Below are 24,890 nucleotides of genomic sequence, written 5' to 3' on the forward strand. Positions count from 1 at the left end.
TCATGAAAAAAATGAATTTTCTGCTGTTCGGCCTGAGTCTGGTGACCACCACGGCATTGGCCAACCTGAACGTGATCGCCGATGTCGGTGGCGATGACGCATCACCTTATTTTGAGGGGATTAATCGGCAGGGTGTCGCGGCAGCGCCGCCGGCCATGCCGCAAGCCCCTGCCTCTGCTGATGAAGTTGAAGTGACCGTATTGCCGGTGATGACACCGGAGCTGACGCCGGGTGTGGTAGAGGCGCGCCCGCTGCAACTGCCCGGGATTGGTTCGCTGTTTATTGTGGGTGATGACGATGCCAGTCGTCTCTGGCTGCAGGCGAATGCGGAACAACTCAAATCCCGGCATGCTGCGGGTCTCGTCGTTAACGTCAGTAACCTGCCTGCACTGCAGGCACTGCGTGAGCTGGCGCCGGGGGTACCGATGGCGCCGGCCTCCGGCAGTGAGTTGGCGCGCCGGCTGCAGCTGTCGAATTACCCGGTACTCATCACTGATACCGGTTTGTCCCAGCAGGTCACACCATGATATCGGCGCAACACATCGCCGCAGCATTAATGGTAAACCCTGTGCTGACGGTTGTGCTGGTTGTGTTGTTTGTTGCTGTTATGGTGGGGCTGAACTGCCGTGGCCGGGAGACAGCCAGCCGTCGGCGCCACCGCCGATATCAGGCGACGGCCACGCGGGTACTGGCGCGCTTACCGCTGCTGGGCGGTGATGGCCAGCGTCTGGCCTATCTGCGCAAAATCAACCCCTATGTATTTGAAGAGCTGTTGCTTCTGGCGTTTGAACGTCAGGGGTATGCAGTTATCCGCAATACCTCCTACAGCAGCGACGGCGGTCTGGACGGTCAGGTCATCATCGGTGACCAAAAATACCTGATCCAGGCCAAACGTTACGGCCGGGCTATCACACCGTCCCATATCACGAGTTTTGGTGCGTTGCTGCGACATCACCATTGCGACGGTTTTTTCATTCATACCGGCCGTACCGGCCAGTTGAGCCGGGTGTTGTTGCAGAACCATCCCCACGTCCACCTGGTCAGTGGCCGAAAGCTGCTTGCGTTGCTTGCCGGCAATACAGAGTGGCTGTCTTTTTTATCCGGAAATACGGTAACCAAACGGAGTATATCCCATGTCTCTGAAGGGAGAGTGTCATGAACGACAAGCCTTTTATTGAGCTCGTGTCAGCGAATAAGCCGGCCTGGGCCGATACGCAGATTGAGCCCTGGAGTCGGGTTGGGTACCGGCAGGCCGAAGATTTTATCACCCGTCATTACTGGACTGATCGGGGGAGCCTTAATGTGTTCCGTATCGTGGGCACCGACCACCCGCAGTATGCCGGGATGAGCTGGCTTGACCTGTTGCACCGGGGCAAACGCATGGATATCAACATCCCGCTTATTGAAAGCAACCCGGATTATTACACCGAAGCCACACAACCCCATAACGGGATGAGCTTTGTCAGCCTGGACGGACTGGACTGGTATGTTAGCGCGGATGGCAATCACCGCAGCTGCCTGGCGCGTTTTTATTTCCATCTGCTGGGGTATGGCGTGACGCAACTACACAATGTCTCTCTGAGCCAGTATCAGGTCGACCACGCATTTATGACAGCGTGTGAGGCCCTGTCAGCTATGGTGTCGGTATTGCGGTCGCGGGGCGTGTATCTGGCACTGTCAGCACGCCGGGTGTCGGTTTCCCGTGATGATACTCCCGGCTGGAAAGTGGACACCTGGCACACTGAGGTTACGGTGACACTGGATGATACGACCGGCAATGACGGGGAGCAGCGGTTTGTCCTGCATCAGGCCGGGGATGCTGAGCAGTTACGTCGCCAGCTTGAAATCCGTTACCTCGAACCGGGTGCCACACCGAAGACCGTTTCCTGGTGGAAACGCCTGTTTGCTCCTGGCAAGGAGGGCGCATGAGTAATCGCCATGTGATGGAAGCGCTGCTGCGCCCGGCGGTAGAATTGAATACCGCGATCGTTGCCGGTGCTGCGGCTGCGATTTGTTTTGTTGCTCCCTGGTCGGTCGCCCTGGCGCCGTCAGTGAGTTATGTCACCGCCGGCGGGTTTGCTGTTCTGTCCGCAGTACGAGCACGGCAGGGCCTGCGGGTGGTCCGTTATCGCCGTAATCTGCGTCGGTTACCGCGCTATGTCATGGAAAGCCGACAGATCCCGGTGAGCAGGCAGCGGCTGTTCCTGGGGCGGGGTTTCCGTTGGCAGCAAAAGCACACCCAGCGCCTGATGGATACCCGTCGGCCGGAAGTGGAAAAATATGTCCAACCGCCGCAGTTGTACCAGATGGCGCGCCGTCTGGAGCTCAAAACCGAATACACCCTGCCATGGTTGTCCCAGCTGCTGCGCAAGGACTCCCCGCTGAACCCGGTGCGGCCGTTGCCACCGGTTGGAGGAAACCCGGCCATTCACGGCATTGAACCCGATGAGCTTGATGTCTCGATGGCGCTGGGCGAACGTGTGGGCCACAGCCTGGTGCTGGGCACTACCCGCGTAGGCAAGACCCGCCTGGCAGAGCTGCTTATCACCCAGGATATACGCCGCTGCGATATCACCATCGTGTTTGATCCAAAAGGGGATGCTGACCTGCTGCGGCGTGTCTGGGCTGAAGCCCACCGCGCCGGTCGCGGGGAAGAGCTGTTCATCTTCCATCTGGGCTGGCCGGATATCTCGGCACGCTATAACGCCGTTGGACGTTTTGAACGCGTCTCTGAGGTCGCTGGCCGTATCTCCGGGCAGTTGAGCGGGGAGGGCAATAGTGCTGCGTTCCGTGAGTTTGCCTGGCGATTCGTCAATATTGTGGCGCGTGCCCTGGTCGCGTTGGGGCAGCGTCCGGACTATCAGTTGATCACCCGGTATGTGAACAACATCAGTGAACTGTATGAGACCTACGCGAAGAAAGTGATAGAAGCACGTATGCCGGCGCTGCAGCAACAAATCGACAACAGCCTGCAGGTACTGACGGAGGACGATGTACCGCGCAATATGCAGGGCCAGCCGAACGCGATAAAAATCATGGCGGTGGAAATGGCGCTGAGTTCCGAGGCCGGCAAGCAGCTGTATGACCCCATTCTCGATGGCCTGCGGTCAGCCGTCCGTTATGACCGTACCTACTTCGATAAAATTGTGGCGTCCCTGTTGCCGCTGCTGGAAAAACTTACCACTGGCAAGACCGCCGAACTCCTGGCGCCAAACTATATGGATATGAGCGATCCGAGGCCCATTTTTGACTGGGAGCAGGTCATCCGCAAGCGCGGTATTGTCTACGTGGGGTTGGATGCCTTGTCGGACGGGGTGGTCGCCTCTGCCGTCGGCAACAGCATGTTTGCCGACCTGGTGTCGGTGGCCGGCCATATCTATAAACACGGCATGCACGGCGGGTTGCCGACCCGGGCAGACGGTAAACTGCCGATCAACCTGCACTGTGACGAGTTCAATGAGTTGATGGGGGACGAATTTATCCCTCTTATCAACAAAGGTGGTGGCGCCGGTATGCAGGTGACGGCCTACACGCAAACCGAGTCGGATATCGAGGCGCGCATCGGCAGTACCGCCAAGGCGGCTCAGGTCACGGGGAACTTCAATACCCTGATCATGCTCCGCGTGCGTGAGAACCGGACCGCGCAGTTACTCACCACACAGTTGCCGGAAGTGGATATCTACACCAAAACCTTGGTATCAGGGCATGCCGATACGGCCGATGTGGAGAAGGGACAGGATTTTACTTCCAATACCCAGGACCGCGTCGGTACCGTAAAAGCCCCACTGCTTGCCCCGGCGGATGTGATTAACCTGCCGAAAGGACAGGCGTTCGCGCTACTGGAAGGCGGTCAACTGTGGAAAATTCGGATGCCGCTGCCCAGCGGTGACAGGGATGATGCGCTTATGCCTGCCAACCTGCAGAAGATTGCCGAGGAGATGCAGCGCAACTATCGTACCAGCGAGTCCTGGTGGTCAGCCAGCACGGTAATGCCGGATGTTGCCATCCAAGGAGGGCTGAATGCCACAAACGGTGAATAATCAGCCTCAGCAGCCCGTACAACCCCGCAAACATGGGCTGTTATACAACCTGCTGTGGGGCTGGCCATGGATGCTGATCGGGATGTTTTTTGCCTCGTTGTTTGTGAGCCTGGTGATTGAATATGTCGGGATGGCCTTCTTCTGGCCAGAGCTGGGTGCGTCGCACAGTGAAGCCGTGATGAACACCGAGTTGGGGTACCTGTCATCGGAGTTTACGCGCAGCTTGCTGCTGTCTGAACCTTCGGTGACTGTCACCCGCTGGATTATGATGGCGTATCAATGGACCTTCGTGGACAGTGGCTTTTTGGACTGGATTAAGCAGGCGTATGACACCCAGGTACACAGCCAGAATGCGGTTGCCAGGGAGCTGAACAGTTGGAGTGGTTGGTTGGCCGCCACGCTCAAAGAGTACCTGGTGGCGACGGTCTATGTCACCGTCATCACCCTGGTGCGGACGACTATTTTGGTGCTATCTATCCCGCTGTTTATACTGGTGGTGTTAGTCGCGTTGACGGAAGGCCTGGGGCGGCGTGATGTTCGGCGTTATGGTGCCGGCTATGAATCGAGCTTTGTCTACCATCATGCTAAACGCATGGTAAAGCCAGCAGTGTACATCCCCTGCATGCTGTATCTGTCGTGGTCAACGGCGGTATACCCCAATCTGCTGTTGTTGCCGGCGGCTATTTTGCTCGGTGTTGCGGTGACAGTGACCACGGCCTCCTTCAAAAAATACCTGTAGCCCTGAAAACCGGGCTGGACGGCGGCGTACAAAACTGGCTTTTGTGCGCTGCCGTCAGCAGACAAGGCGCGTAGCGGCGCGTCAGTTGATTACAACTCCTCTGAATAGATTCAGCCTCCCCGGCCCCCCGAAGTGAGTAAAAATTATCAAAATTCCATAAAGAGTTATCCACTGACCTCTCGCCCCATCTATCGCACCCTGACAGCACCCTAAATCGTTAAGGAGTGCTTGTGTATGACTATCTCCGTTGTTCGCGGTCTCGGTGCCAGCTGTTTGCTGGGAATGACTCTCCTGACCGCACTGCCTGCCCAGGCTGCTGAAAAAGATGAGCTGGCTTCTGCCCAGCGCATGTTGATTCAGGTGCAGGCGGCGCTTGAACGTGCACGTGTTGCCGCCGTTCAGGCTGATCCGTCTGAGCGTGGCCGTTTCTTCTTTGACTATGCCCGCGCCACTGCCGACCTCAAGACCATCAATGCCGGTATCGATCGTTACCTCGAGCCTTCACGCGCGCAACCCCGTGATGGCAGCGCCGTGGCCGGCAACTACCGGCGGGAGCGTCCCTGATGGCCATGACCGGTGCACAGGAACAGGCCTTCAATGCGGCGAGCGGTGGGATTGAAGTCAATATCCTGTCGCTGATTTGCATCGGCGGCTTGCTGGCTACGCTGTTTGTTTGGGCGGCCTGGGCACTGATCGATGTGTACCAGGGGTGGAGCAACGAAAAAGTACGGAATGGGGCACTGGTTCACTTCGTCATCAAAACCGTTCTTTTGTTGGTTGTCTCGATTTGGATGTTTGCCAGCTGACCTGACCTGAGCGCGACGCAGGACAGTTTTACACGTTGTTATTTTCACACTGCAAAAGGAAAGTTTTATGAATGCTGTAGTTGGTTTTTTCCGTCATTTATCTGCCCGAGTCACGGTGGCGACTTCCCTGGCCTATGCCGCCAGTCAGCCGGCACAAGCGGCCTTACCCTCTGTTGAACCCCCGTCCTCCGGTGGTGGTGGTGGTCTGATGGATACCATCAAAGGCTATTTCCAGGATGGGATCATCATTATTGGTTTGGTCGCTGCTGCGGTGGCCTTCCTGATTGTCGCCAATGCCGCCATTCACACCTTTGCTGAAGTACGTGATGGCAAAGCAACCTGGGCCAAGTTCGGCGCCATTGTGTTGGTCGGTGTGGTGCTGTTGGTGACTGTTATTTGGCTGGTTGGCAAGTCTGCCGAAATCCTGTTCTAAGGGGGGCCTGCGATGCAGACTATCCGTTTTTTGCCTGACCGTCTTAACGCTGAACCTGTTGTCTTCCGGGGCTTTACCACCCCGGAAATGGGGTTGGCGGCGTTGGCGGGTGTAGGGCTGGGTCTGCTCGTGTCGTTGCCTTTTTTCCCCCTTGCCGGCTGGGTTGTGATACCCACCGGCATGGTGGTGACACCCCTCCTCGTCATCTGGTTTGGTGGCAGCCGGCTGACGCGCCTTAATCGCGGTAAACCGGAGAATTATATCTGGCAGCGCCTCGAGGCGCGTAAACGTCGCATGGGGTGGGGTGATCCCACCCTGATTATCGACAAACAGGGCTGGTCGTTGCGTCGCAGCCGCGTTGTAAAGAGGTCCCAATGAGCCGTTTCAGACATGCGGTTAAAAACCGCGACCAGCACATTCTCACGTTGCGCATTGCCTGCGGCGTGCTGGTTGTTTTCCTTCTGGTGGCCAGCATCGGCTGGATGCGGGCGCCGGATAACCTGACTATCCACAATCCCCCCGACCTGCGCAGCGGCTCTACCCGTGCCTGGTGGGAGGTTCCTCCCTCCACGGTTTACAGTTTTGGTTTCTACATTTTCCAACAGCTCAATGCCTGGCCAAAGAACGGTGAGGCGGATTACCCGGCCAAGATTGCCGCGCTGTCCCCTTATTTGACGGACTCCTGCGCACGCTTCCTGAAGGCGGACGCCAAAAAGCGCAGCGAAAGCGGCGAGCTTGCCGGCAGGACGCGCGTGGTGTTCGAAATTCCCGAGCATGGTTACAACGGCCGTTATAACCAGAGTCCGGTGACGGTGAAAGGCCGTGATAATTGGGTGGTACGCCTTGACCTGGTGGCGGACGAGTCCTTTGCCGGCGAACCGGTGAAGCGCGCACTGACACGCTACCCGCTGAAAGTGGTGCGCGCAGAAGGGGACCCGGAGCGCAATGAGTTTGGTCTGGCCCTGGATTGTTACGACAGCATGCCACAGCGTCTGGCTGCGGCGCCGGCGGAACCCACGCCTGAGAAAAAAGAAGTATTCCAATGATGAAAGCACGTGTTCTGGCGCTTTCCCTGAGCGTGCTTCCCCTGGCGGCGACGTTCACCGTGCCGATTGCCCAGGCGGAAGAGCTGATGAAATGGGAGCGTATCCCGTTGCAAATCCCGCTGGCCGTCGGCAAGGAGCGGGTGCTGTTTGCCGATAAAAATGTCCGTGTCGGCTTCCCGCCGGCGCTGAATGGCAAGCTGCGGGTGCAAAGCAGCGGTGGTGCGGTTTACCTGAAGGCGGACAGCGCGTTTCCGCCAACGCGTCTGCAGCTGCAGGACGTCGAAAATGGGGAGGTTATTCTCCTCGATGTGACTGCATCGGACAAAGGCTCCGCCGAGCCGGTGCGCATTGTCTACAGCGGTGATGTGACATCGGTCAGCAGCAGTAACGACACGCCTGCGGCTTCAGGGGGAACCAACGCGACACCCGGGGGGGATGATGGCACCCAGGCGAAGCGTAAAAAAATCAAATATAACGCGCCACTGCCGGTGGTACTGACACGTTACGCGGCACAAAGCCTGTACGGCCCGGTACGCACGGTTGAAGCGGTGCCCGGCATTCACCCGGTTAATCCGCACCTGCCGAAACGTATCGCGACCCTGTACCCGTCAGAGCCGGTGACCATCACGCCGCTGGGCGGCTGGGGCATTGGCAGTCGCAACGTGGTGGCGCTAAAAGTGCAGAACACCGCCAGCCGTAAAATCACACTGGACCCGCGGGTGCTACAGGGGCAATTTGTGACGGCGACCTTCCAGCACCGCTATCTCGGTCCGGTGGGAACCCCGGAGGACACCACCACGCTGTACCTAGTCACTGCCGGTCGCCCGGACGGGGCGTTTGTTGCGGAGCCGTCAGTGGTTCGCAAAGCCGTAAAAGCGGCGAAGAAGGGGGCAAACCATGGCTGATGTGAAATCCAACATGTTGCCGAAGGTGATTGTGATCGGCGTGCTGGCAGCGTCCATTGTCGTCGGGCTCAAAGCCTGTAAAGACGATAAAACGCCGGAGAAGCCCCAGCAGGCGCATAACGTCCTGGCCAACATGTCGCCGGAGGAGTTGCGCGCCCTGGGCGTTGAAGGGGATACCCCAGAAGACACGCTACGTACCCTGGTCGGCACCCTGCGCACCACCCGGACTCAGCAGGCCGAGCTGCAGAGCAACATCGACAAGGTGTTGAAAGAAAACGAAGCGCTCCGCAAACGCAATACCAATGTCTCCGGCCAGGTCAACGAGGCCGTGGCCGGCTACCAGAAACAGGCGCAGCAACGTCAGCAGCAGCTTCAGCAGGAGCAGCAGACGCTGATGGGGAAAATCCAGACGCTGACTGACCAACTGGCCGGAAACAAAGACAAGACGAAAAGCGACAGTGATATCCCGCTCGGTCTGGGGCTGGATGGCGTGGGCGCGGGGGAAGGTGGTGCCGCCCCAGGCCAGGATGGCTTGATGTGGGTCGGGCCGAAGGACATGAAAGAACCCGACCCACGCAATCCGAACAGCGCGAAAGACGGCCCGCAGTTCCCGACGTCGTTCCTGTCCGACAATGCGATCACGCGCCAAAAAGCTGCCTATGAGCAGCAGGTGAAGGGCCACACCAATGAAAAAGGGGCGGAGGAGAACGCCGAGCCGGTGTTTACCCTGCCAGAGAATTCCACCCTGGTGGGCAGTCGGTCCATGACGGCGCTGCTGGGCCGCGTGCCGATCAACGGCACGGTGACCGATCCCTATCCCTTCAAGCTGATGATTGGCAAAGACAACCTGACAGCGAACGGCATTGAGCTGCCGGACGTGGAAGGGGCGATTGTCTCGGGGACCGCCAGCGGGGACTGGACATTGTCGTGTGTGCGCGGCCAGGTCAACAGCATCACCTTCGTGTTTGCGGACGGGACGGTCCGAACCCTGCCAAAACCCAACACCAATATGAATGCCAACGGCAGTAACAATAATGCCGGCAGTAATGCGAAGGATGTCAGCACCACCGCCGGCATTGGCTGGATCTCCGATGACAACGGCATTCCGTGCATCGGTGGAGAGCGTAAGTCTAATGCCTCGACCTACCTGCCGACGATCGCCGCCTTGTCGGCCGCCAGCGCCGCCGGGGAAGGGATCAGTCAGGGGCAATACACCACGCAAAACAATGTGAATGGCATCACCTCGACCATGACCGGTAATGCCGGTCAGGCGGTGCTGGGCAAGGCGTTGTCCGGCGGGATGAAAGAGACCGCCGACTGGGTGCGTGAGAGCTACGGCATGATGTTCGACGCCGTGTACGTTCCGCCGGGTCAGAAGCTGGCCGTGCACATTACTCGCCAGTTGGCGATCGACTTTGAGACCAAAGGGCGCAAGGTGCGTTACGACGACTTCAGCCTGCCTGGCGAAGACGGCAGCACCGGCGGGCTGGATTAACGTTTGCTTATAAGAGAATGATAATCATGCGGAAAAACCTGTTTAACCGAGTCCTGGCGACCGCTGCCATCGTCAGCGTCATGGCGTTGGCCGGCTGTTCGACATCGAAAGAGGAAATGCTGCCACCGGGCGACAGCTCGATGCTGGAATTGTGGCAGGGTGAGGATGGCGGTGGAACGGCGCGCAATGCTGTAGCAGCGCGCGACAGTCTGCTCCGGCCGCTCACCGAGAGCGAAAACCAGGCAACAGCCGCACGCAGGAAAGCGAAATCAGCCAGCAGTTCCCACGGTTGCCGAACCCCGACCTGGTGATGTACGTGTTCCCGCACTTGGCGGACGGAAACGCGCCGGTGCCGGGGTACAGCACTGTGTTCCCGTTCTACAGCCAGGTGCAGTATGCGATGCCGGGTGAACGGACGGAGGCCTATTGATGCGATTTTCCCTGTTTGATAAAAAGCGCCTGACGCGCAAGACGCCGGCGGTGCCGGCAACAGTTGTCCAGGACACCGTGATCGCCACCGAGGACGGCGTGCCGCTGTCCGTTGACGGACGTGAATCGTTACGGCGCCCGGGCAAGATGACGGTAAAGGATGAGAAACAGGTGTATCACGCCAATCCTTCCATCGTTGATTACCTGCCCTGGGCGGAGTTTCTCGACCGTGAGCAGTGTATTTTGCTGGATGACGGTGTGTCCGCCGGGGCCGTATTTGATATTACGCCGGTGGCAACCGAAGGACGCACTGACGATCGCCTGGAGCAAATGCGCGACACGGTGGAAGACGCGCTGCAGGACTCATTTGACGAGCATGACGAAAACCCCTGGGTAGTGCAGTTCTTTTGCCAGGATGAGAACAACGTCGATGCGTACCTTGACCGGCTGAGAGGGTATATCAAGTCGCATGCGCAGGGCTCTCAACTGTCTGAGTCCTGGCTGAAAGAAACCGAGCGCCATATGCGCGGTATTGCCCGTCCGGAAGGCTTGTTCAAGGATACGCTGATCACCGATCAACCATGGCGTGGGCAGCAACGCCGGACCCGCATGGTGGTGTATCGCTGGATTGGCAAGGGCAATACCGACCCGATGCCGCCGATCGCCATGCTGAATCAGACCTGTGAGCGCGTGACGGGGGCGCTGAACGGGGCAGGCGTGGTGTGTGTGCGGCAAAATGGCGGCCAGGTTCACGACTGGCTGCTGCGTCATTTTAATCCCAGCCCTGAGTGGGTGGATAAAGGGACGCTGTACCGTGACGCCGCCTATTTTGACAGTCGTGACACGCCGGAAGGTGCCATGCCGGTGCAGAACGATTTTGCCGAAACCCTGCTGTTCACCCCGCCCGTGTCCGATCCGGACCAGGGGGTGTGGTGGTTCGATAATCAGGCGCATTGTGCCATTCCGGTCGAGAAGCTGCGCCGGCCGCCAGAGCCCGGCACCATCACCGGTGAGAAGAAGCGTGGCGAGAAGAAAATCAACGCGCTGATGGATATGTTCCCGGAAGGGACAATGGTCTGTATGACCATCGTGGTGCAGCCGCAGGACACGCTGGAAAACGATTTTAACAAGCTGTCCAAGAACGCAGTCGGTGAGAATACCGAGTCCGGGCGCGTGCGTCAGGATGTGGCACAGGTCAAGGAATTCCTGGGTAATCGTCATAAGCTGTACCGTGCCGGCATCACTTTCTTGTTGCGTGCCGGCGACCTGACCACGCTCAATCACAAACGTGTCGATCTGACCAACGTGCTGCTTGGCGCCGGCCTGCAACCGGTACGGCCGGAGTTTGATGTGGCGCCGCTCAATACCTACCTGCGGGCGCTGCCGATGTGTTTTAACCCGGAGACGGACAAGAAACACTGGTACACCCGCCTGACCTGGGTACAGCACCTGGCGGGGTTGCTGCCGGTGACCGGGCGTGAAACGGGAACGGGCAATCCCGGACTGAGTTTTTTCAACCGCGGTGGTGATATTCTGACGGTTGACCCGCTCAACAAGCATGACCGCAGCCAGAATGCCCATATGCTGTATTTTGGGCCGACCGGCGCGGGGAAGTCTGCGACATTGTGCGCCACGCTGACGCAAACCATGGTGATACATCGGCCTCGTCTGTTCATTGCTGAAGCGGGCAACTCGTTTGGGTTGCTCGCTGATTACTTTGAAAGCCAGGGGCTGACGGTCAATAAAATCAGCATCAAACCGGGCAGTGGCGTGTCTCTGCCGCCGTTCTCTTTCGCACATAAGCTTATCGAGGAGCTGAGTTCACTGGAGCTGGATGAAAGTGAGTTGCGTGATATCGATGCGGACGACGAAGATGAGGATAAACGCGATTATCTGGGGGAGATGGAGATCTCGGCGCGCATGATGATCACCGGCGGTGACCAGAAGGAAGAAGCGGAGTTAAAACGGGCTGACCGGGCAATGATCCGCGAAGCCTTGCTGATGGCGGCGAAAAGCGCCTTTGACGAACAGTGCCAGATGTTACCGTCTGATTTGCAGAACGCCTTGTACGCTATTTCTAACGACACGGCCAACGAAAAGCGCAATCCACAGCGTCGGGCCAAAGCGGCCGAAATGGCGGAAGCGCTGGGCATGTTTACCCAGGCAGGCAGCTTCGAGGCGGAGCTGTTTAACCGTGAAGGTAGCCTGTGGCCAGAGGCGGATGTCACCCTGATTGACCTGGGGCATCTGGCGCGTGAGGGTTATGAGGCGCAGATGGCGCTGACGATGGTGAGCCTGACCAACACCATCAACAACATTGCCGAGCGGGACCAGTACTCGGAGCGGGACATCGTGTTTGCGGTGGATGAAGCGCATATCGTGACGGTGAATCCGCTGCTGGCACCGTACATGACCAAAATCGTCAAGATGTGGCGTAAGCTCGGCGCCTGGCTGTGGCTGGCGACACAGAACTTAAAAGACTTCCCGGACATTGCCGAGAAGATGCTGAACATGGCGGAGTGGTGGGTCTGTCTGACCATGCCGCCGGAGGAGGTCAACGACATTGCCCGTTTCAAAGCCCTGACCGAGGAGCAAAAAGCGGTACTGCTGTCAGCTAGTAAGCTGTCCGGGTGCTATACCGAAGGCGTGGTGTTGTCGAAAAAACTCGAGGCGCTGTTCCGTGCGGTACCGCCGAGCCTGTACCTGGCGCTGGGGATGACCGAGAAAGAAGAGAAGGCCGAGCGACGCGCGCTGATGCAGGAATTTGGCTGCAGCGAGCTCGAGGCGGCCCGCAAGGTGGCGCAAAAGCTTGACCGCCTGCGTGGCCTGACGGCGAACGGGGAGGCAGCGGTAGCATGATGACCCTGAAATACCCGGAACCTGTTGTTCGACCGCATGGCCAGATTTGTCGTGAACCGTCGTTGTTTACCCTTCCTCCGCAGGGTGTGGCCACCTTAAGCGAAACGGATGCGCGGCGGCTTGAGACGTTCTGTGCGGCTATCCGAGATCGGCTCTTGGGGCCGGTCCAACTTACGGCCCACCCGCATCGCATCGGGAGTCGTACCAGCGTTGCGTTGCATCTCGAGGGCCGACTGGGGCGTTGCATCGATGTGCTGATCACGGTGACCGGCAGTACGTTGTGGCCCCAGCCGGAGGAGTACGATCATCCGCGTTGGTATGTCACCGTGCCTGATGCGGCGGATGTGGTGTACCTGCTTCTCCACCTGAGCGAGCTGTGCGAGCGATTTCGGGTTACGTAGTTTTGGTCTACCCTGAGGCGAGAAGACTCTTCCTCTCTAAAGACGATGCATAGCTTTTTTTCCGGCCTTTGGGCCGGTTTTTAATGCGTTGGGGATATCAGTAACCTGATGTAGCATCCTGTTATACTGCCATGGTTAAATAATCAGCGAGGATCATTGCAGATGAAACTTGAGCAGTTGGCCGAGCCAAAACCTTTACTCGATGAAGTAACTCTCGCCTCTATAACAAAAGGTTCGCTAATAAAAATTCAGCTTACCGATGGAATTAGCGATAAATTTAATGAAACCATCATTATGGAAGTGGTTAATCGGGACAGTCATGTCATTGAGGCAAAATTTATCAGACGTCAAACTGGCAGATTTGAAGATGCTCAGTCGGTGTCAGTATCTCCTTTTTTAACAGACACGGTGGTGTTTATCAAAGAAGCCGTTTTTGCAGTACTGAACGACTGATTGTAGTGTGGTTGGTACCAGGAGGTTTTCCTTTGCACTTTTCTTATGCGATGCTTAAGCCTTCGTTAAGCAAAAGGACTCTGCTATGCCTGATTTCTCGCGTTGTGCCTTTACCGAAGGCTGCATGCCTCTGCCAGAAGGTTGTCGTGACCTCACCGTCAACGTACTGCTGGTCAGCGATGAACGTTCCCCCTTGAATACGTCCGTGATATGTCCTTCAGCCTCATGAAACATTGGCAGGCTCATTTCCCACAGCCTCAAAGGCCGGGTTCTGAAGGGGGGGAATCGATGGACGACGCGTTACTGCAGCAGGTTCCAGGTTGTGTTCTAGTCGTTCGGGATGCTAGTTAGCTCTGGCTATGTATTCAATTCGTTGATTGCTATGTGAAATATCAGGAAGAGTACGCCACAAAATTACAGATTGAGGAGTTTTTCGTGAAAAATTCAGTGGAGCACGTGGCTTACCGTGAGTTTCGAACACAAGTCATCAGTGAATTAAGCCGGAGGGATCGTCAGTTATATGCCTATGAGCAGATGCATCTGTTCAAAAAACTGCGAGACACCATTACAGCGTTTCGGGAGCATCTGGACTATTACACCGAGACCATTCTTCAGAACACCCCTGAAGCAGAAGACCACATACGCAAGGCGTTACGCATCCCGCAGCAGATTCCCCTCCGTGTGACGAAAATGATGAAGTTCGGACAGTACCTGATGGGCTTCCTGCCTGATCGGCTTCTGGCTTTCAGGGCAAAAATGTTAATCTGCCCGGTGGGTTCTTACGAAGGTCGGGCTGTCGTCTATCGCCTTAACGCTAGGCGGACATTCTTTGGCGAAGACTACAGCGAGACCTTCGATTATGCCATAAGGCATCTACCGACGGAGGGAATGTTTAGTGTCGGGCAGCGTATGCGACATGTTGATATTCCTTGGATGCGCGTATTTATAAAATTAGGCGTTGAGCAAAAAAAGGTAATCGACCAGTTATACAATGATTTTTGGAACCATCGAGCTAATGGAAAGCTGGTTCTTGCTTTGGTTGAACTGCAAATTATCAGGTCTGTTGATGAGTTGAAATTGCTCCCCAAAGACAAAAGCCAGTCCAGATATGCTCAAAAGGCATCTTATGATGAGATCCGGGCTTTTCGTCAGGTTGTTACTCTGTTCCGAAATGCCGGTGTTGCATCGCTCTGGATAGTCAGACTTATCGAGTTGCCGTTGTGGATGTTTGATGTGCAGCGATTGACGGAGAACCTGAGCCGACTGAGCCTCAGAGACAATGAACTGTCGATTATTGTCGAAAAGATGGCTGATCAGGTGATGCGCGCTGAGCCGGACCGGTGGGTATTTTTGATGGAGGCGCTGAATGTCCGAAGCGCCCACGATATGGTTCGGTTTAAAACGTTACTCTGGTCTGACAAAAAATGTAACCATGCCTTTGCCTTCGCCTTATTGCAACATGGTGCTGATATCGATGCTCTGGAAGCATGCCAAAAACTCATCCTTCGTGAGGCAGAAGGGGATGATAAATCAGCACCTGTCCGGAATCTGATCGCGTTGCTGGCGAAACCGTACGCGCTCTCTTTTTGCCAGTTGGCTAAAGCAGAGGATTACCTTTTTGCATACCGTGATCTTGACGCCTACTTGAGGGTACTTGACTCTCACGGGTATGGTCATGCAGGGGCTGTGCTGGCATTGCAATGCTGCTACAGACAGCTATGTGCTGCCAGCCTTGACGCATGGTTGCACATTGCTGCGCAACCCGCAGTCGGGCAATCAGTGGACGATATTGCTGAATGGCTCACTAAGGCGGTAGCAGGGGGATACATTGACGCTTTCCAGTACTTACTGGCAGCAGGGGAATTACAGACCTTTTCTCATCTCCAGCAGGCCCTGAAGCTTGCGCCACTCGGTCCTGTTTTATTGAGGTATGTCCGTGAGGAACGCGGGATTACCGGAATGCCATTTTTACTCAACTGGTATTATCACGACGCCATGGGTATCAGGGAGATAGGTCTTTGGTACAGTAATGATGTCGTCAGCCGCGTGTTACTGGGCGACGCCTTTGAACGTAAGGATTTTACTTTATTAAAGGGTAATATGGCGTGTGTGGAAAGTCTACTGAGACAGCATGAGAGTGATACTCTCGGCAGGTTTCCATTTGATACGAACGACGCGCAGAGAGAAGAATACAGAAGGCAAAGCCAACTTGTGCGGCAAAGTATGAAGATACGCCTTGCGCCAAAATTAAAAATTATCCTCGAAATGACCGGAGGAATATTGCTGCACAGTCTGTTGATTCATATTGATGAATCACCGGAGCAATTGCGCAACAGAATCGCTGAGCTTAAATTACAACTGGACGGGCTTCTTATGGGGCTTGGGCCAGATAACGCGACACTGACTCTGCAGGAAGCGGATATGGTGGCACTGGTTTACCGTACTGATGCGGAAACCATACAAGCACGCTGGCCAAAGGTGACCGGCAAAACGTCGGACGTCGTTGGAAATCCCTGTGCTTTAACTTACCCAATGATCTGGCAGCAAACAGAGCTTGAGACCAGTGTGGAAATAGATCCGCGGGGTTTGCAGGCGTTGTCCGCTGCGCTGGCGTTCTCCGCGAATTTTAACGCCAGTTTCAGGAAGGATATGCGCGGAGCCTGTCGTCATCTCAAAGCTGCACGACTGGGTGATAAGGCGGTGGATGTCTGGGGACTGTCTCAGCATCTTGGCGTACTGCTAGCAATATCCGGGTGTGATGCCCGTATTCGTGCGGAATTTTATGGCGACGAAGGTCAACAAACTGAAATCCGGGAGGATGTCGGGTTACTGGCTCATCAGATGACAGAGTCGCTCGTTAATCTTTTTAATTTGGAGCTTGGTGATGCACTGGACATGCGGGTAGCGGAGTTCGTCGGGGCACTAAGTGACGCTGATGCTACTTTTCTGGCCTCGCGGCTGGACCGAGCCAAAGACGTGGAAACAGTGACGCCAAAAGCACGGCTCGTTCAGGCGATTGAGCGAACCCGACGTCTGGTATTTCAAATATATTTACACTGGGCCGTGGGGCAGAAAAAACGTTTCGCTCAGACTAAAATGAGCGGAATAAACAGTACGATGCGGGCTGTTGTATCACAATCTCCGGCGGCATTCTTTGCTAAACAGGCCGTTGGCTTGTGTTCTGCTGGGAATACCGAAATGTGGCAGGAAGCGCGTAACGTACATTTACTTGTATTCCCGTCTGAAGGGAAAAAGCTTGAGGGAATGGCGTTACTTTATTTTGAGGCAATTTCCAGGGTGGATCATGATAAAAAGACGTTAGTAATACGTGCTATAAATCCAGTAAAGGCGGCGATGGCATCACATGACGTCTCTTCGATTGTTGAGTGCTATTTTGATGTGGCAATTCGTATCGCACAGGATACCGGGTGCGTTGCTGTTGCATTTCCGGCACCATCAGGTCAAGGGTTTATGTCAAATCATAAGGATATTGAAGACTATATAGAGGATAATTACATCAAATCCTCAGAAGAGAACTATTACCTTACTACAAAAGATCGTTTATCGGCGAACCTTCGTCACGTGCCGCGAAAATTAATGGAAACATTTTACGCCTACGAGACCGGTAGTGTATCCGCCGATGCGCTCTACATTATCTGGCATGCCGGGAACGTTAAAGGAACGGAGGCTGCGTAAATGCTCATCAGTATGGTCGTTGAACGTCAGTATCTTCTCCCGGCACGTAGGCTGGCGTCAGCTAAGGCGTAAGGCGGCTGTTTTCTGAAAATAATTATCAAAATTTCATAAAGACTTCTTTGCTGCCTTTCTGACCACGTCGTAGCACCCTGTGTGGATTCTATCCATGCAGGAGTGCACGCCATGAAAATCAGCACGTTGCTGACGTTGTTCCCTCTGCTGATGCCGGCATCGGTGCTTGCCGGCACGGTACTCTATACCGATTCTCACCATCCCCCGATCAACAATGATGCCTCGGTATCTGTTATTTATCTCGATGGCCCAGAGCAGCTGCAGGCGCAGACGTTTGGTGAGCTGTCGTCGAACCCTGATGACGCAGAACGCCAGGCTAAAGCTGTGCTGCAATCACCGCAATGGCAAGCTCATGAACAGGAGCTGGCCACAGTGTACCGTGCGGTGGTGCGTGCCTGGGAACTGGGCGTGACAAAAGTACCGGCCGTCGTGTTTGACAACAGGGATGTGGTGTATGGCACGGCTGACGTAGCCCAGGCTTTGGCACTGCGCGCCCAGTCATCGGGGGGGCAGTGATATGCAGCGAACCCCTTTTTATGGTGTGCCTGCGGGGCAACCTCGGCTTACCCTCAAATCCCTCAGCGTGGCCATTATGTTGTCTGCCGCCAGCGTGCCGGCGGCGAACGCCGCGCTGAACAGCGCGCAGATTGTTGCCAGTGCCGTATCGCAGGCCTGCATCAGCTGGCGCGTCAGCGGCATTTGCTACTGGTTGCTGTGTACGCCGTTTGGCTGCAAGGTGCGGACCTCCGTCAAGGTCACCCACTTTATCCCGGAAGCCGTGGTGTCAGCGTATAACACCCAGGGAGGTAATCCCTGGAGTGAAATGTCGATGGTGAGCCAGGCAGCCGGCGGGCTGGAAAGCAGTATTACCAGTACGCTGAGCGGCGTGTCTGCCGGCGGTGGCAACAACGAGCTGAAAACGCCCGGGCAACGTAAAACCAACCTCCACTTCAAGTATGCCGATGCCATTGGCCATCCGGCGACGTCCCTGATTGGCGGCAGCATTGCCGGCTATTCGTGCCGCACCGCCGCGACCCCTTTTGTGCCGTATTTCCTCAGCACGCTGGACAGCCTGGCATGGCGTACCGGTATGCCCGAATCCCTCTATCCCGAAGCATTGGTGCCTGGCCAACGTGAGGTTGGCAGTCAGGCGGCCGCGAATATGTGGGGCAACGTCTATCCTCGGTCGGGATTTGTGACCCAGGTCGATGACGACAAAGCCGGTGCCCTGGTGGCGCAGCGGGTGGCGGACATCATCACCCGTTCTGGCCAGCCCCACGTCTACCAGCCCCTGATGGGCCAGCGCTCGGAGGGATACTGGCCACCGGGTGCCGTTCAGGAAAATACCGGAACCAGCAACCACAAATGGCAGCGCCTGGCGCCGCAGCTTAGCCAGTCCTGCGCCGTGTTCCCGGACGGTGACCATCCGCCGGCAGCAGATGCCAATGCCGCCTTTGCCCTGTGGCAACCCTATAGCTGCTGCCAGCGCCGCGGGCAGCGTTTCCTCTACAGCACGGACTTTTGAGGCATGAACGATGAATAACACGATGAATAAATCTCTCTGGGGACGGCGTAGCCTGCTGTCTCTGCTGATTGCCGGCAGCCTGACGCTGGCCGGCGTGAACGCGCACGCTGATGACAATGACGGCACCCTGTTTGGCATTTCGTTGCCCCAGGTGAATGACAGCAACGTGGGGTACGGGAAGAGCGCCAGCGGCGCGGTTTCGGACAAATTGTTTTACTCCCTGGGTGGCGGTTCGGTGATTTCACAGCCGGCGACGCGCGGCAACATGCAGCGGCTGGGTATGAACCTGGGCTGGAGCTCGGATTTGATGTGCGGCAACTTTGACCTGAAGACGACGATCGGTAATCAGCTTAATGGCGTCACCGACGGTTTCAAGAACCTGATGGGCACCGTCATTCAGGGCGCCACCGGCGCGGTGGCCAGCCTGCCAGCGATGGCTATCCAGCGTGCCAACCCGGGACTGTATGAAATGCTGACCAATGGGGTGCTGCAGGGCGGTGTCGCATTCGACAAGGCGCAGTTGAACTGTCAGAACCTCTCCAAACGTATGATGGATATGGCGGACTCCGGTGGCTGGAGTCAGGCCGCTGCGATGGAGGAAGCGAAAAGCTTGATCAATAACGGGGATGCCGATGCGGTGCGGTCGATGAATGCCACGGAGAAAGTGACTGGACAATCCGGCCAGACCTGGATCGGTGGTCAGAAGCGGGGTGGCGCCGGCCAGCCGGCCATCAAGCCCACGCATGACCTGGCGGCCGACGGCTACAACATGATGAATGCGCTGCCGGTCACCAGTACCTCCAGCGTATCCGGCAGCAGCTGCACCGGTGGTGCCTGTGCCAAATATGCCAGCAGTGAAGAAGCGGCAGCTGCCGTGGTGAAGGTGTTGGGGGATTCCTCCCTGCGCACCTGTAAAGATGCGGCACAATGCACCAGCGGGGAAGGCAGCGAACAGCCAGGCAGTACCGTGGCCGGCACCGGCTTTGCCCCGATGCTGGAAGAGGCGACGAAGGAGAATAACGAGCAGTTGGCCAAACTGGTCAACGGGGCAGAGAAACCCACTTCGGCCAACCTGGCCAAACTCAAAACAGGCAGCCTGGCGGTGACCGCCGGTGTCATCAAGGCACTGCAGCGCGACCCGGATAATGCTGCTCTGGTCGGCCGCCTGGCCAGTGAACTGGCGATGGCGGACACCATTGAAACGGCCTTTATCATGCGCCGTATGGTCACCACCGGCATGTCAGAGCCCAATGCCGCAGTCCAGAAAATGGCGATGGAAGAGGGTGATCGGCGTATCGAGGCGCTGGACCGCGAAATCACGGCGCTGAAAAACGAGATGGAGATGAAACGCGAGATTTCCCGTAACGCGGTGCTGACCATCATCGATCGCGAGAACAACCGTGCGGAAACCAACCCGCAGCGTCAGTCGGTTGACAGCCCGGACACCAAGTTCAACCAGCTGGCCGTACCGGAAAGCGACCAGTAATCGTGGGGATGCATCAATGACTGGAACAGATAAACAAGGTGTGTCGCCCCGCAGGGGCGGCCGGCTCGGTCACCGGGCAAAGCGTGTCCTGCAGATGCTGGGCATGCTGGTGATTGCGATGATAGTGGCGTTGGGCATGGCCCACTGGGGTGTCAATCACCCAGGAGAGAGTGCCGCGCTGCGTGATTGGGTGCATAGCACCCGTTATGGCTGGCTGAGCTGGCGCCTGGCGCTATACGCCGTGCTGGCCTGGGGATTCTGGAAAATCTGGCACGCGCCGGACTGCAAACCGGAATACCGACAGCCCCTCAAGCGCATGGCCATCGCCTGCGCGGTATTTGCCCTGGCATGTGAATACAGCCTCTTTGGCGGAGGGCTGACGTTATGATGACCAACAGCTATCTGGAGTATTTCCTGACGCTGCTCGGCTGGCTGATTAACAACGGCCTGTGGGAGCTGCTGGTCAGTACGGGGCTGTTTGTGCTGCCGTTGTTGTTCAAAGTGGTCTCCATTTGGTTGAAGGTGCGTGAGGAAGGTGAGGATGAGGGCAATAAAGGGATGTTGTCCCTGCCACGCATCGAGAACCTGCTTTATGGTGCGTTCTTCGTGATGCTTGCCTGCTGCCTGCCGTTGATGAATGTCAGCCTGGATACCATCAAATATGACAGCAGCCGGGCGGCAACCTGCGGTACCTGGACACCCAAAAAGCCGGATGAAACCGGATACGCCAACATCATGTCGAGCATGAACGGCCAGACGGCGAAGGTGCCGGTGTGGTGGTTGGTGGTGCATAAGCTGTCGAAGGGGATCACATCGGCGGCCGTGGCTACCATCCCGTGCCGGCCGGACCTGCGGCAGGTCCGCTTTGAGGTCCAGCACAGCCGGGTCAACAACCCAGGGCTGGCGAAGGAGCTGCAGGACTTCACCAACGACTGTTACGCGTTGGCACTGTATACCTGGCAGAACCGCGACCAGGGGCAGACGACGGACAAGGCCACGCTGCGTGATATCGAGTGGTTGGGGTCGAAGACCTTCCTGAACGGCGGGTTCTACAACAACCTGCAGTCGAAAAAAGCCGTATGTCGGGCAAGTGTATTAATTATATATCTGCAATGTTATTAGGCGCTGAATATTAATGGTGCGTACACCATGGTATTCAGCGTTTTTTTAAGGCTACAGCAAGAGTAATGCAACGTAAGGCTACCCACCCATAGAAATCTTTTCTTTTTGAGAAAAGGTTTTCTTGTGGTGGATATCGTCTTGATCTGAGCAGGATAGTGTCGGTTATGTGATTACGGAGTGCTGCTGATGTCTTATTCTGATACACCTGAACAGGCCGCCATCATCGGCTGGTCTGGCCATCGCCTTGTGGTCAGGGCGTTCGCCGGTACTGGCAAAACATCCACTCTGGTGCGATTTGCGCAGGCGAACCCGGACTGCAGGATGCTTTACCTTGCCTATAACCGGGCGGTGAGAGATGAAGCAGAACAAAAATTCCCATTTAACGTTGAATGCAAGACATCTCATCAACTGGCTTGGCCCAATTTTGGGCGCCATTATCAACGGCGGTTGACGGCCAACCTGCGGATCACTGATGTTGCCCGTCAACTCAATACGCGCCATTGGCCGCTAGCTCGCGTGGCCATCACGACCTTCAATGCATTCCTCTGCAGTGGTGATAGCCAATTCGGGCTTCAGCATCTTCCTGATGAAGAGGCACGTAGTGGCCTGTCCGCTGACAAAATTTTGGCGGCGGCGCAGCTGCTCTGGCGCGAGTCGGTCCGTCAGGATGGCTCTTTTCCTGTCACCCATGACATTTACCTCAAGCTGTATCAGCTTTCACAACCCGATCTCGCCAAACGCTGGCATACGGTGCTGTTTGATGAAGGACAGGACGCTAATCCTGTGACACAAGCTCTGGTGCTGACACAGCAATGTAACGTAGTAATGGTCGGCGACCGCCATCAGCAAATTTACCGATTCCGGGGGGCTGAGAATGCGCTCGACGCTGAGCAACTGGTTGACGCCGATCAACTTTGTCTGACGCACAGCTTTCGGTTTGGTCCAGCAGTGGCCAGGGTCGCGAATATGCTGCTTAAACGGCAGGGAGAAACACTGTCCGTGGTCGGTAACGGTGGAGAAGACAACGTAGTGGCGAGTTTATCGGAAGAGGACTGGTCACAACACGTGGCCGTACTTAGTCGGACGATTGCAGGCGTGATTGGAGTAGCGCTTGAAGCCAGCCTAGCGGGGAAAAAGGTGTATTGGGTTGGCGGTATCGCCGGCTACAAAACAGAAGAACTGGAGGATCTGTACTGGTTCTCGGCTGATATGCCTGAGCGTATGCAATCCCCATTGCTGGCACGAGAATACCGTAACTTTGAGGAGTTTGAGTCGGTTGCCAGAGCGACCAAAGATGTCGAAATGAACCAAGGGCTTCGGTTACTTGATCAGTACTTCCCACTACCACAAAAGCTGCAGGCTATGCGTGAGCATGCAGTCATTGAGGAAAGTCAGGCTCAGGTAACCGTTTCGACTGCACATCGCAGCAAAGGACTGGAGTGGCCTGTGGTGGTATTGAACCATGACTTTGCGGATATTACGGATCCCCTGATGGCCGACAGCGAACGTACCGATGAAACCAATCTGCTGTATGTCGCTGTAACCCGTGCCCAGCAAACGCTGGTACTGAATGATTTACTGCAGGTGTTGATAGACAGCGAAGGAGATATCGCTGGAGGCCTGGCATGCTGAAGGCCATCAAAGAGCTGCTTGTTGGTACCCGGGATATGCCGGCAAAGCCGACGGCAAGCACTTCAGGCTCAAGAGGGCCTGCTGGTTACTATATGCCCGCGTCCGCAGAGCAGCTTTTGAGCACGGCACCGCGTAAGCAATGCTTACAGCAGTTATGGGAAAATTGTGCGCTTCCCAAAGACCTCTATGAACAATTCTATCTTCAGCCATTGAAACAGCTCATGACGTTGATGCAGGTATTGCCGGCAACGCTGCAGGGTGAGTATGCCAGGGAAGGGGGCTTGATTGATGTCACATTGCAGACGACGACATATGCGGTGCGCCTGGCCAAAGGGCACATGCTGCCTCCTGGGGCGGCACCGGAAGAACAATCGGCCCAGAATGTACAATGGAATGTCGTGGTGTTTTACGCTGCGCTTTGGCACTACCTGCCGTTGTTGAGCCAGCTGCAGGGGGAGTTCCGGAGTGGTCGCGCCTGGTTACCAGGTTTGACGGTACCGAGTGAACCCTACCGTTTTCGTTTCAGGTCGACCTCGCCAGCCCCGCCCCTGACAACAAGCCAAAGTGCAATGATTGCGGCACGGCTACTGCCTGCAGAGGTCCTCGACTGGCTATCAACACTGCCAGCGGCTACACACTCGTTGATGACGATTGCTTCCCGACAACCCTGCGCATTATCTGTAATAGACGACATTATTCAGGAAGCGACTAAACTGGCGCGCGGCGATAGCCTGTCCGTAGCGCCCTCACCGGCATCCATCTCCGACACATTGACAGTAGCTTTACCGTCGGTGGCGCCGACTACAGAAAATATCACCTCTTCAGTACCCGTTGTTGATTTGCAAAGTGCAGTCAGCAGCACCGACTCTCCGCTCGTTGAGGAGCAGCTGCCGGCAGAGACATTAAATCAGCCCAAAGAAAATACAGCGTCAGCAACGGAGGTGTTACTAAGCTCAGCTCTGGATTCGCCGATCAACAATAAACCTTTGGCTGAGACGGTCCTGGCGCCTGAAACGGTGGTCGGCGTTGAGGAAGATATGCAGGCTCTGTTGTCATTAATGGCGGTTGAGGTGTTTGTTTCGGTGAACCAGACAGAACAGGAGTTCGGGGACGGCCCTCACGAAGATGAAGGCCCTATGCCTGCCGATAATCCTGTACTTACTGCTGAAGTGGCTCAGGTAGTTCAGGTTGCCGAAATAAACCAGGAGTCAGACGCCATCGATGATATCGCTCCCGAAGCGGCATTTTCAACATCCGACTTTTGTGCCCCTCAAACGACTGACCTCGCTCCTTCACTATTACAAAAACAGGGCAATGAAGGCGATGGGGGAATAACTCCCGGAGAGGTCTTTTGGCGTTGGTTAGCTGATGGACTCAGTTCTAATGAGATCCCCATCAATTCCGTCGGTGCGCGGGTTCATCTTGTTTCTGGTTTTATTTTTATAACCGTACCCGGGATTTTTTATTTGTACCTGAAACAGGTTGGTCTGGATGGTTCTCAACGAGAAGCCCTTCAGGAGGATTTTGAACGTTTGGAGAAACATCGTCGGGTCAAGGGTTAATGCCGATCATTTAAGGATCGGTTGACCGATCCGGTTTATGCGGTAAAAAGGGTTCTATGTTCATCATGGAACCCTTTTTAAATGGAACTTTCCCAGGCCCTCGGCATCATCAATTGATTAGACTTGAGATAAATGACAGGGAATAAGTGAGATAATTATGGGAAAAACTGGGTCAACATGGGAAGAGAC

Annotated in this window: 22 protein-coding genes and 3 pseudogenes; all 25 read left to right on the plus strand. The window is 56.0% G+C overall.

Annotated features, from left to right (window positions below; translation table 11 throughout):
- The first annotated feature begins 2 nt into the window (after positions 1-2).
- The 25 genes and pseudogenes from LU633_RS06395 to LU633_RS06515 all read left to right on the plus strand — a co-directional run bounded on the left by LU633_RS06395 (position 3) and on the right by LU633_RS06515 (position 24,701).
- Positions 3-527, plus strand: a complete 525-nt coding sequence (locus tag LU633_RS06395; protein ID WP_016191737.1) for an integrating conjugative element protein — start codon at positions 3-5, stop codon at positions 525-527.
- A complete protein-coding gene (locus tag LU633_RS06400) occupies positions 524-1,159 on the plus strand; it encodes a restriction endonuclease (RefSeq protein WP_016191736.1) in 636 nt (211 codons plus the stop codon). The genes LU633_RS06395 and LU633_RS06400 overlap by 4 nt, the downstream gene beginning before the upstream one ends.
- Positions 1,156-1,929 (plus strand): hypothetical protein, encoded by a 774-nt coding sequence (locus LU633_RS06405; protein WP_016191735.1) that lies wholly within the window; start codon positions 1,156-1,158, stop codon positions 1,927-1,929. The genes LU633_RS06400 and LU633_RS06405 overlap by 4 nt, the downstream gene beginning before the upstream one ends.
- Positions 1,926-4,040 carry a type IV conjugative transfer system coupling protein TraD gene (gene traD, locus LU633_RS06410; protein WP_016191734.1) on the plus strand — a complete coding sequence of 705 codons (2,115 nt, stop codon included), beginning with the start codon at positions 1,926-1,928 and terminating at the stop codon, positions 4,038-4,040. Before LU633_RS06405 ends, traD begins: the two co-directional genes overlap by 4 nt.
- Complete coding sequence (locus LU633_RS06415; protein ID WP_016191733.1) at positions 4,021-4,779, plus strand: TIGR03747 family integrating conjugative element membrane protein; 759 nt, start codon at positions 4,021-4,023, stop codon at positions 4,777-4,779. The genes traD and LU633_RS06415 overlap by 20 nt, the downstream gene beginning before the upstream one ends.
- Before the next feature lie 234 nt (positions 4,780-5,013).
- The gene (locus tag LU633_RS06420) at positions 5,014-5,343 is read left to right on the plus strand and encodes an integrative conjugative element protein, RAQPRD family (RefSeq protein ID WP_016191732.1); all 330 of its coding nucleotides are present in this window, start codon (positions 5,014-5,016) and stop codon (positions 5,341-5,343) included.
- Positions 5,343-5,585 carry a TIGR03758 family integrating conjugative element protein gene (locus LU633_RS06425; protein ID WP_016191731.1) on the plus strand — a complete coding sequence of 81 codons (243 nt, stop codon included), beginning with the start codon at positions 5,343-5,345 and terminating at the stop codon, positions 5,583-5,585. Before LU633_RS06420 ends, LU633_RS06425 begins: the two co-directional genes overlap by 1 nt.
- Before the next feature lie 67 nt (positions 5,586-5,652).
- The gene (locus LU633_RS06430) at positions 5,653-6,018 is read left to right on the plus strand and encodes a TIGR03745 family integrating conjugative element membrane protein (RefSeq protein WP_016191730.1); all 366 of its coding nucleotides are present in this window, start codon (positions 5,653-5,655) and stop codon (positions 6,016-6,018) included.
- A 12-nt stretch (positions 6,019-6,030) separates the two neighbouring features.
- A complete protein-coding gene (locus LU633_RS06435; RefSeq protein WP_016191729.1) occupies positions 6,031-6,396 on the plus strand; it encodes a TIGR03750 family conjugal transfer protein in 366 nt (121 codons plus the stop codon).
- Positions 6,393-7,064, plus strand: coding sequence for a PFL_4703 family integrating conjugative element protein (locus LU633_RS06440; RefSeq protein WP_016191728.1), 672 nt, complete (start codon positions 6,393-6,395; stop codon positions 7,062-7,064). The genes LU633_RS06435 and LU633_RS06440 overlap by 4 nt, the downstream gene beginning before the upstream one ends.
- A complete protein-coding gene (locus LU633_RS06445; protein WP_016191727.1) occupies positions 7,061-7,969 on the plus strand; it encodes a TIGR03749 family integrating conjugative element protein in 909 nt (302 codons plus the stop codon). Before LU633_RS06440 ends, LU633_RS06445 begins: the two co-directional genes overlap by 4 nt.
- A complete protein-coding gene (locus LU633_RS06450) occupies positions 7,962-9,464 on the plus strand; it encodes a TIGR03752 family integrating conjugative element protein (protein WP_016191726.1) in 1,503 nt (500 codons plus the stop codon). Before LU633_RS06445 ends, LU633_RS06450 begins: the two co-directional genes overlap by 8 nt.
- A 26-nt stretch (positions 9,465-9,490) precedes the next feature.
- Positions 9,491-9,894 (plus strand): annotated as a pseudogene (locus LU633_RS06455) (TIGR03751 family conjugal transfer lipoprotein).
- Positions 9,894-12,752, plus strand: a complete 2,859-nt coding sequence (locus LU633_RS06460) for a conjugative transfer ATPase (RefSeq protein ID WP_016191725.1) — start codon at positions 9,894-9,896, stop codon at positions 12,750-12,752. Before LU633_RS06455 ends, LU633_RS06460 begins: the two are co-directional and overlap by 1 nt.
- Positions 12,749-13,153: a hypothetical protein gene (locus LU633_RS06465; protein WP_016191724.1), complete on the plus strand. Its 405-nt coding sequence runs from the start codon at positions 12,749-12,751 to the stop codon at positions 13,151-13,153. Before LU633_RS06460 ends, LU633_RS06465 begins: the two co-directional genes overlap by 4 nt.
- Positions 13,154-13,315: 162 nt before the next feature.
- Positions 13,316-13,606, plus strand: coding sequence for a hypothetical protein (locus LU633_RS06470; RefSeq protein ID WP_016191723.1), 291 nt, complete (start codon positions 13,316-13,318; stop codon positions 13,604-13,606).
- 85 nt (positions 13,607-13,691) lie between these two features.
- A pseudogene (locus tag LU633_RS06475) lies at positions 13,692-13,811 on the plus strand (DcrB-related protein); the annotation flags it as partial.
- A 230-nt stretch (positions 13,812-14,041) separates the two neighbouring features.
- Positions 14,042-17,302, plus strand: coding sequence for a hypothetical protein (locus LU633_RS06480; RefSeq protein WP_016191722.1), 3,261 nt, complete (start codon positions 14,042-14,044; stop codon positions 17,300-17,302).
- A 183-nt stretch (positions 17,303-17,485) separates the two neighbouring features.
- Positions 17,486-17,890 carry a TIGR03757 family integrating conjugative element protein gene (locus tag LU633_RS06485; protein ID WP_016191721.1) on the plus strand — a complete coding sequence of 135 codons (405 nt, stop codon included), beginning with the start codon at positions 17,486-17,488 and terminating at the stop codon, positions 17,888-17,890.
- 1 nt (position 17,891) lies between these two features.
- A complete protein-coding gene (locus LU633_RS06490; protein ID WP_016191720.1) occupies positions 17,892-18,899 on the plus strand; it encodes a TIGR03756 family integrating conjugative element protein in 1,008 nt (335 codons plus the stop codon).
- A gap of 10 nt (positions 18,900-18,909) precedes the next feature.
- Positions 18,910-20,385, plus strand: a complete 1,476-nt coding sequence (locus LU633_RS06495) for an integrating conjugative element protein (RefSeq protein WP_016191719.1) — start codon at positions 18,910-18,912, stop codon at positions 20,383-20,385.
- 16 nt (positions 20,386-20,401) lie between these two features.
- Entirely contained in the window at positions 20,402-20,773 is a 372-nt protein-coding gene (locus LU633_RS06500) for a hypothetical protein (protein ID WP_016191718.1), read from the plus strand.
- A pseudogene (locus LU633_RS06505) lies at positions 20,770-21,456 on the plus strand (conjugal transfer protein TraG N-terminal domain-containing protein); the annotation flags it as partial. The gene LU633_RS06500 and the pseudogene LU633_RS06505, both read left to right, overlap by 4 nt.
- 237 nt (positions 21,457-21,693) lie before the next feature.
- Entirely contained in the window at positions 21,694-23,139 is a 1,446-nt protein-coding gene (locus LU633_RS06510; RefSeq protein WP_016191716.1) for a UvrD-helicase domain-containing protein, read from the plus strand.
- Positions 23,133-24,701 carry a TraI domain-containing protein gene (locus LU633_RS06515; RefSeq protein WP_016191715.1) on the plus strand — a complete coding sequence of 523 codons (1,569 nt, stop codon included), beginning with the start codon at positions 23,133-23,135 and terminating at the stop codon, positions 24,699-24,701. Before LU633_RS06510 ends, LU633_RS06515 begins: the two co-directional genes overlap by 7 nt.
- Positions 24,702-24,890: the final 189 nt, after the last annotated feature.

This window comes from Erwinia tracheiphila (assembly GCF_021365465.1).
Taxonomy (GTDB): domain Bacteria; phylum Pseudomonadota; class Gammaproteobacteria; order Enterobacterales; family Enterobacteriaceae; genus Erwinia; species Erwinia tracheiphila.

Bases quoted from the DNA above. Each gene is read 5' to 3' on its own strand.
- LU633_RS06490 (WP_016191720.1), top strand. From the start codon at position 17,892: ATGCAGCGAACCCCTTTTTATGGTGTGCCTGCGGGGCAACCTCGGCTT.
- LU633_RS06465 (WP_016191724.1), top strand. From the start codon at position 12,749: ATGATGACCCTGAAATACCCGGAACCTGTTGTTCGACCGCATGGCCAG.
- LU633_RS06425 (WP_016191731.1), top strand. From the start codon at position 5,343: ATGGCCATGACCGGTGCACAGGAACAGGCCTTCAATGCGGCGAGCGGT.
- LU633_RS06395 (WP_016191737.1), top strand. From the start codon at position 3: ATGAAAAAAATGAATTTTCTGCTGTTCGGCCTGAGTCTGGTGACCACC.
- LU633_RS06450 (WP_016191726.1), top strand. From the start codon at position 7,962: ATGGCTGATGTGAAATCCAACATGTTGCCGAAGGTGATTGTGATCGGC.
- LU633_RS06460 (WP_016191725.1), top strand. From the start codon at position 9,894: ATGCGATTTTCCCTGTTTGATAAAAAGCGCCTGACGCGCAAGACGCCG.
- LU633_RS06415 (WP_016191733.1), top strand. From the start codon at position 4,021: ATGCCACAAACGGTGAATAATCAGCCTCAGCAGCCCGTACAACCCCGC.
- LU633_RS06420 (WP_016191732.1), top strand. From the start codon at position 5,014: ATGACTATCTCCGTTGTTCGCGGTCTCGGTGCCAGCTGTTTGCTGGGA.
- LU633_RS06495 (WP_016191719.1), top strand. From the start codon at position 18,910: ATGAATAACACGATGAATAAATCTCTCTGGGGACGGCGTAGCCTGCTG.
- LU633_RS06435 (WP_016191729.1), top strand. From the start codon at position 6,031: ATGCAGACTATCCGTTTTTTGCCTGACCGTCTTAACGCTGAACCTGTT.
- LU633_RS06500 (WP_016191718.1), top strand. From the start codon at position 20,402: ATGACTGGAACAGATAAACAAGGTGTGTCGCCCCGCAGGGGCGGCCGG.
- LU633_RS06430 (WP_016191730.1), top strand. From the start codon at position 5,653: ATGAATGCTGTAGTTGGTTTTTTCCGTCATTTATCTGCCCGAGTCACG.
- LU633_RS06400 (WP_016191736.1), top strand. From the start codon at position 524: ATGATATCGGCGCAACACATCGCCGCAGCATTAATGGTAAACCCTGTG.
- LU633_RS06485 (WP_016191721.1), top strand. From the start codon at position 17,486: ATGAAAATCAGCACGTTGCTGACGTTGTTCCCTCTGCTGATGCCGGCA.
- LU633_RS06445 (WP_016191727.1), top strand. From the start codon at position 7,061: ATGATGAAAGCACGTGTTCTGGCGCTTTCCCTGAGCGTGCTTCCCCTG.
- LU633_RS06405 (WP_016191735.1), top strand. From the start codon at position 1,156: ATGAACGACAAGCCTTTTATTGAGCTCGTGTCAGCGAATAAGCCGGCC.
- LU633_RS06440 (WP_016191728.1), top strand. From the start codon at position 6,393: ATGAGCCGTTTCAGACATGCGGTTAAAAACCGCGACCAGCACATTCTC.
- LU633_RS06470 (WP_016191723.1), top strand. From the start codon at position 13,316: ATGAAACTTGAGCAGTTGGCCGAGCCAAAACCTTTACTCGATGAAGTA.
- LU633_RS06510 (WP_016191716.1), top strand. From the start codon at position 21,694: ATGTCTTATTCTGATACACCTGAACAGGCCGCCATCATCGGCTGGTCT.
- LU633_RS06515 (WP_016191715.1), top strand. From the start codon at position 23,133: ATGCTGAAGGCCATCAAAGAGCTGCTTGTTGGTACCCGGGATATGCCG.
- traD (WP_016191734.1), top strand. From the start codon at position 1,926: ATGAGTAATCGCCATGTGATGGAAGCGCTGCTGCGCCCGGCGGTAGAA.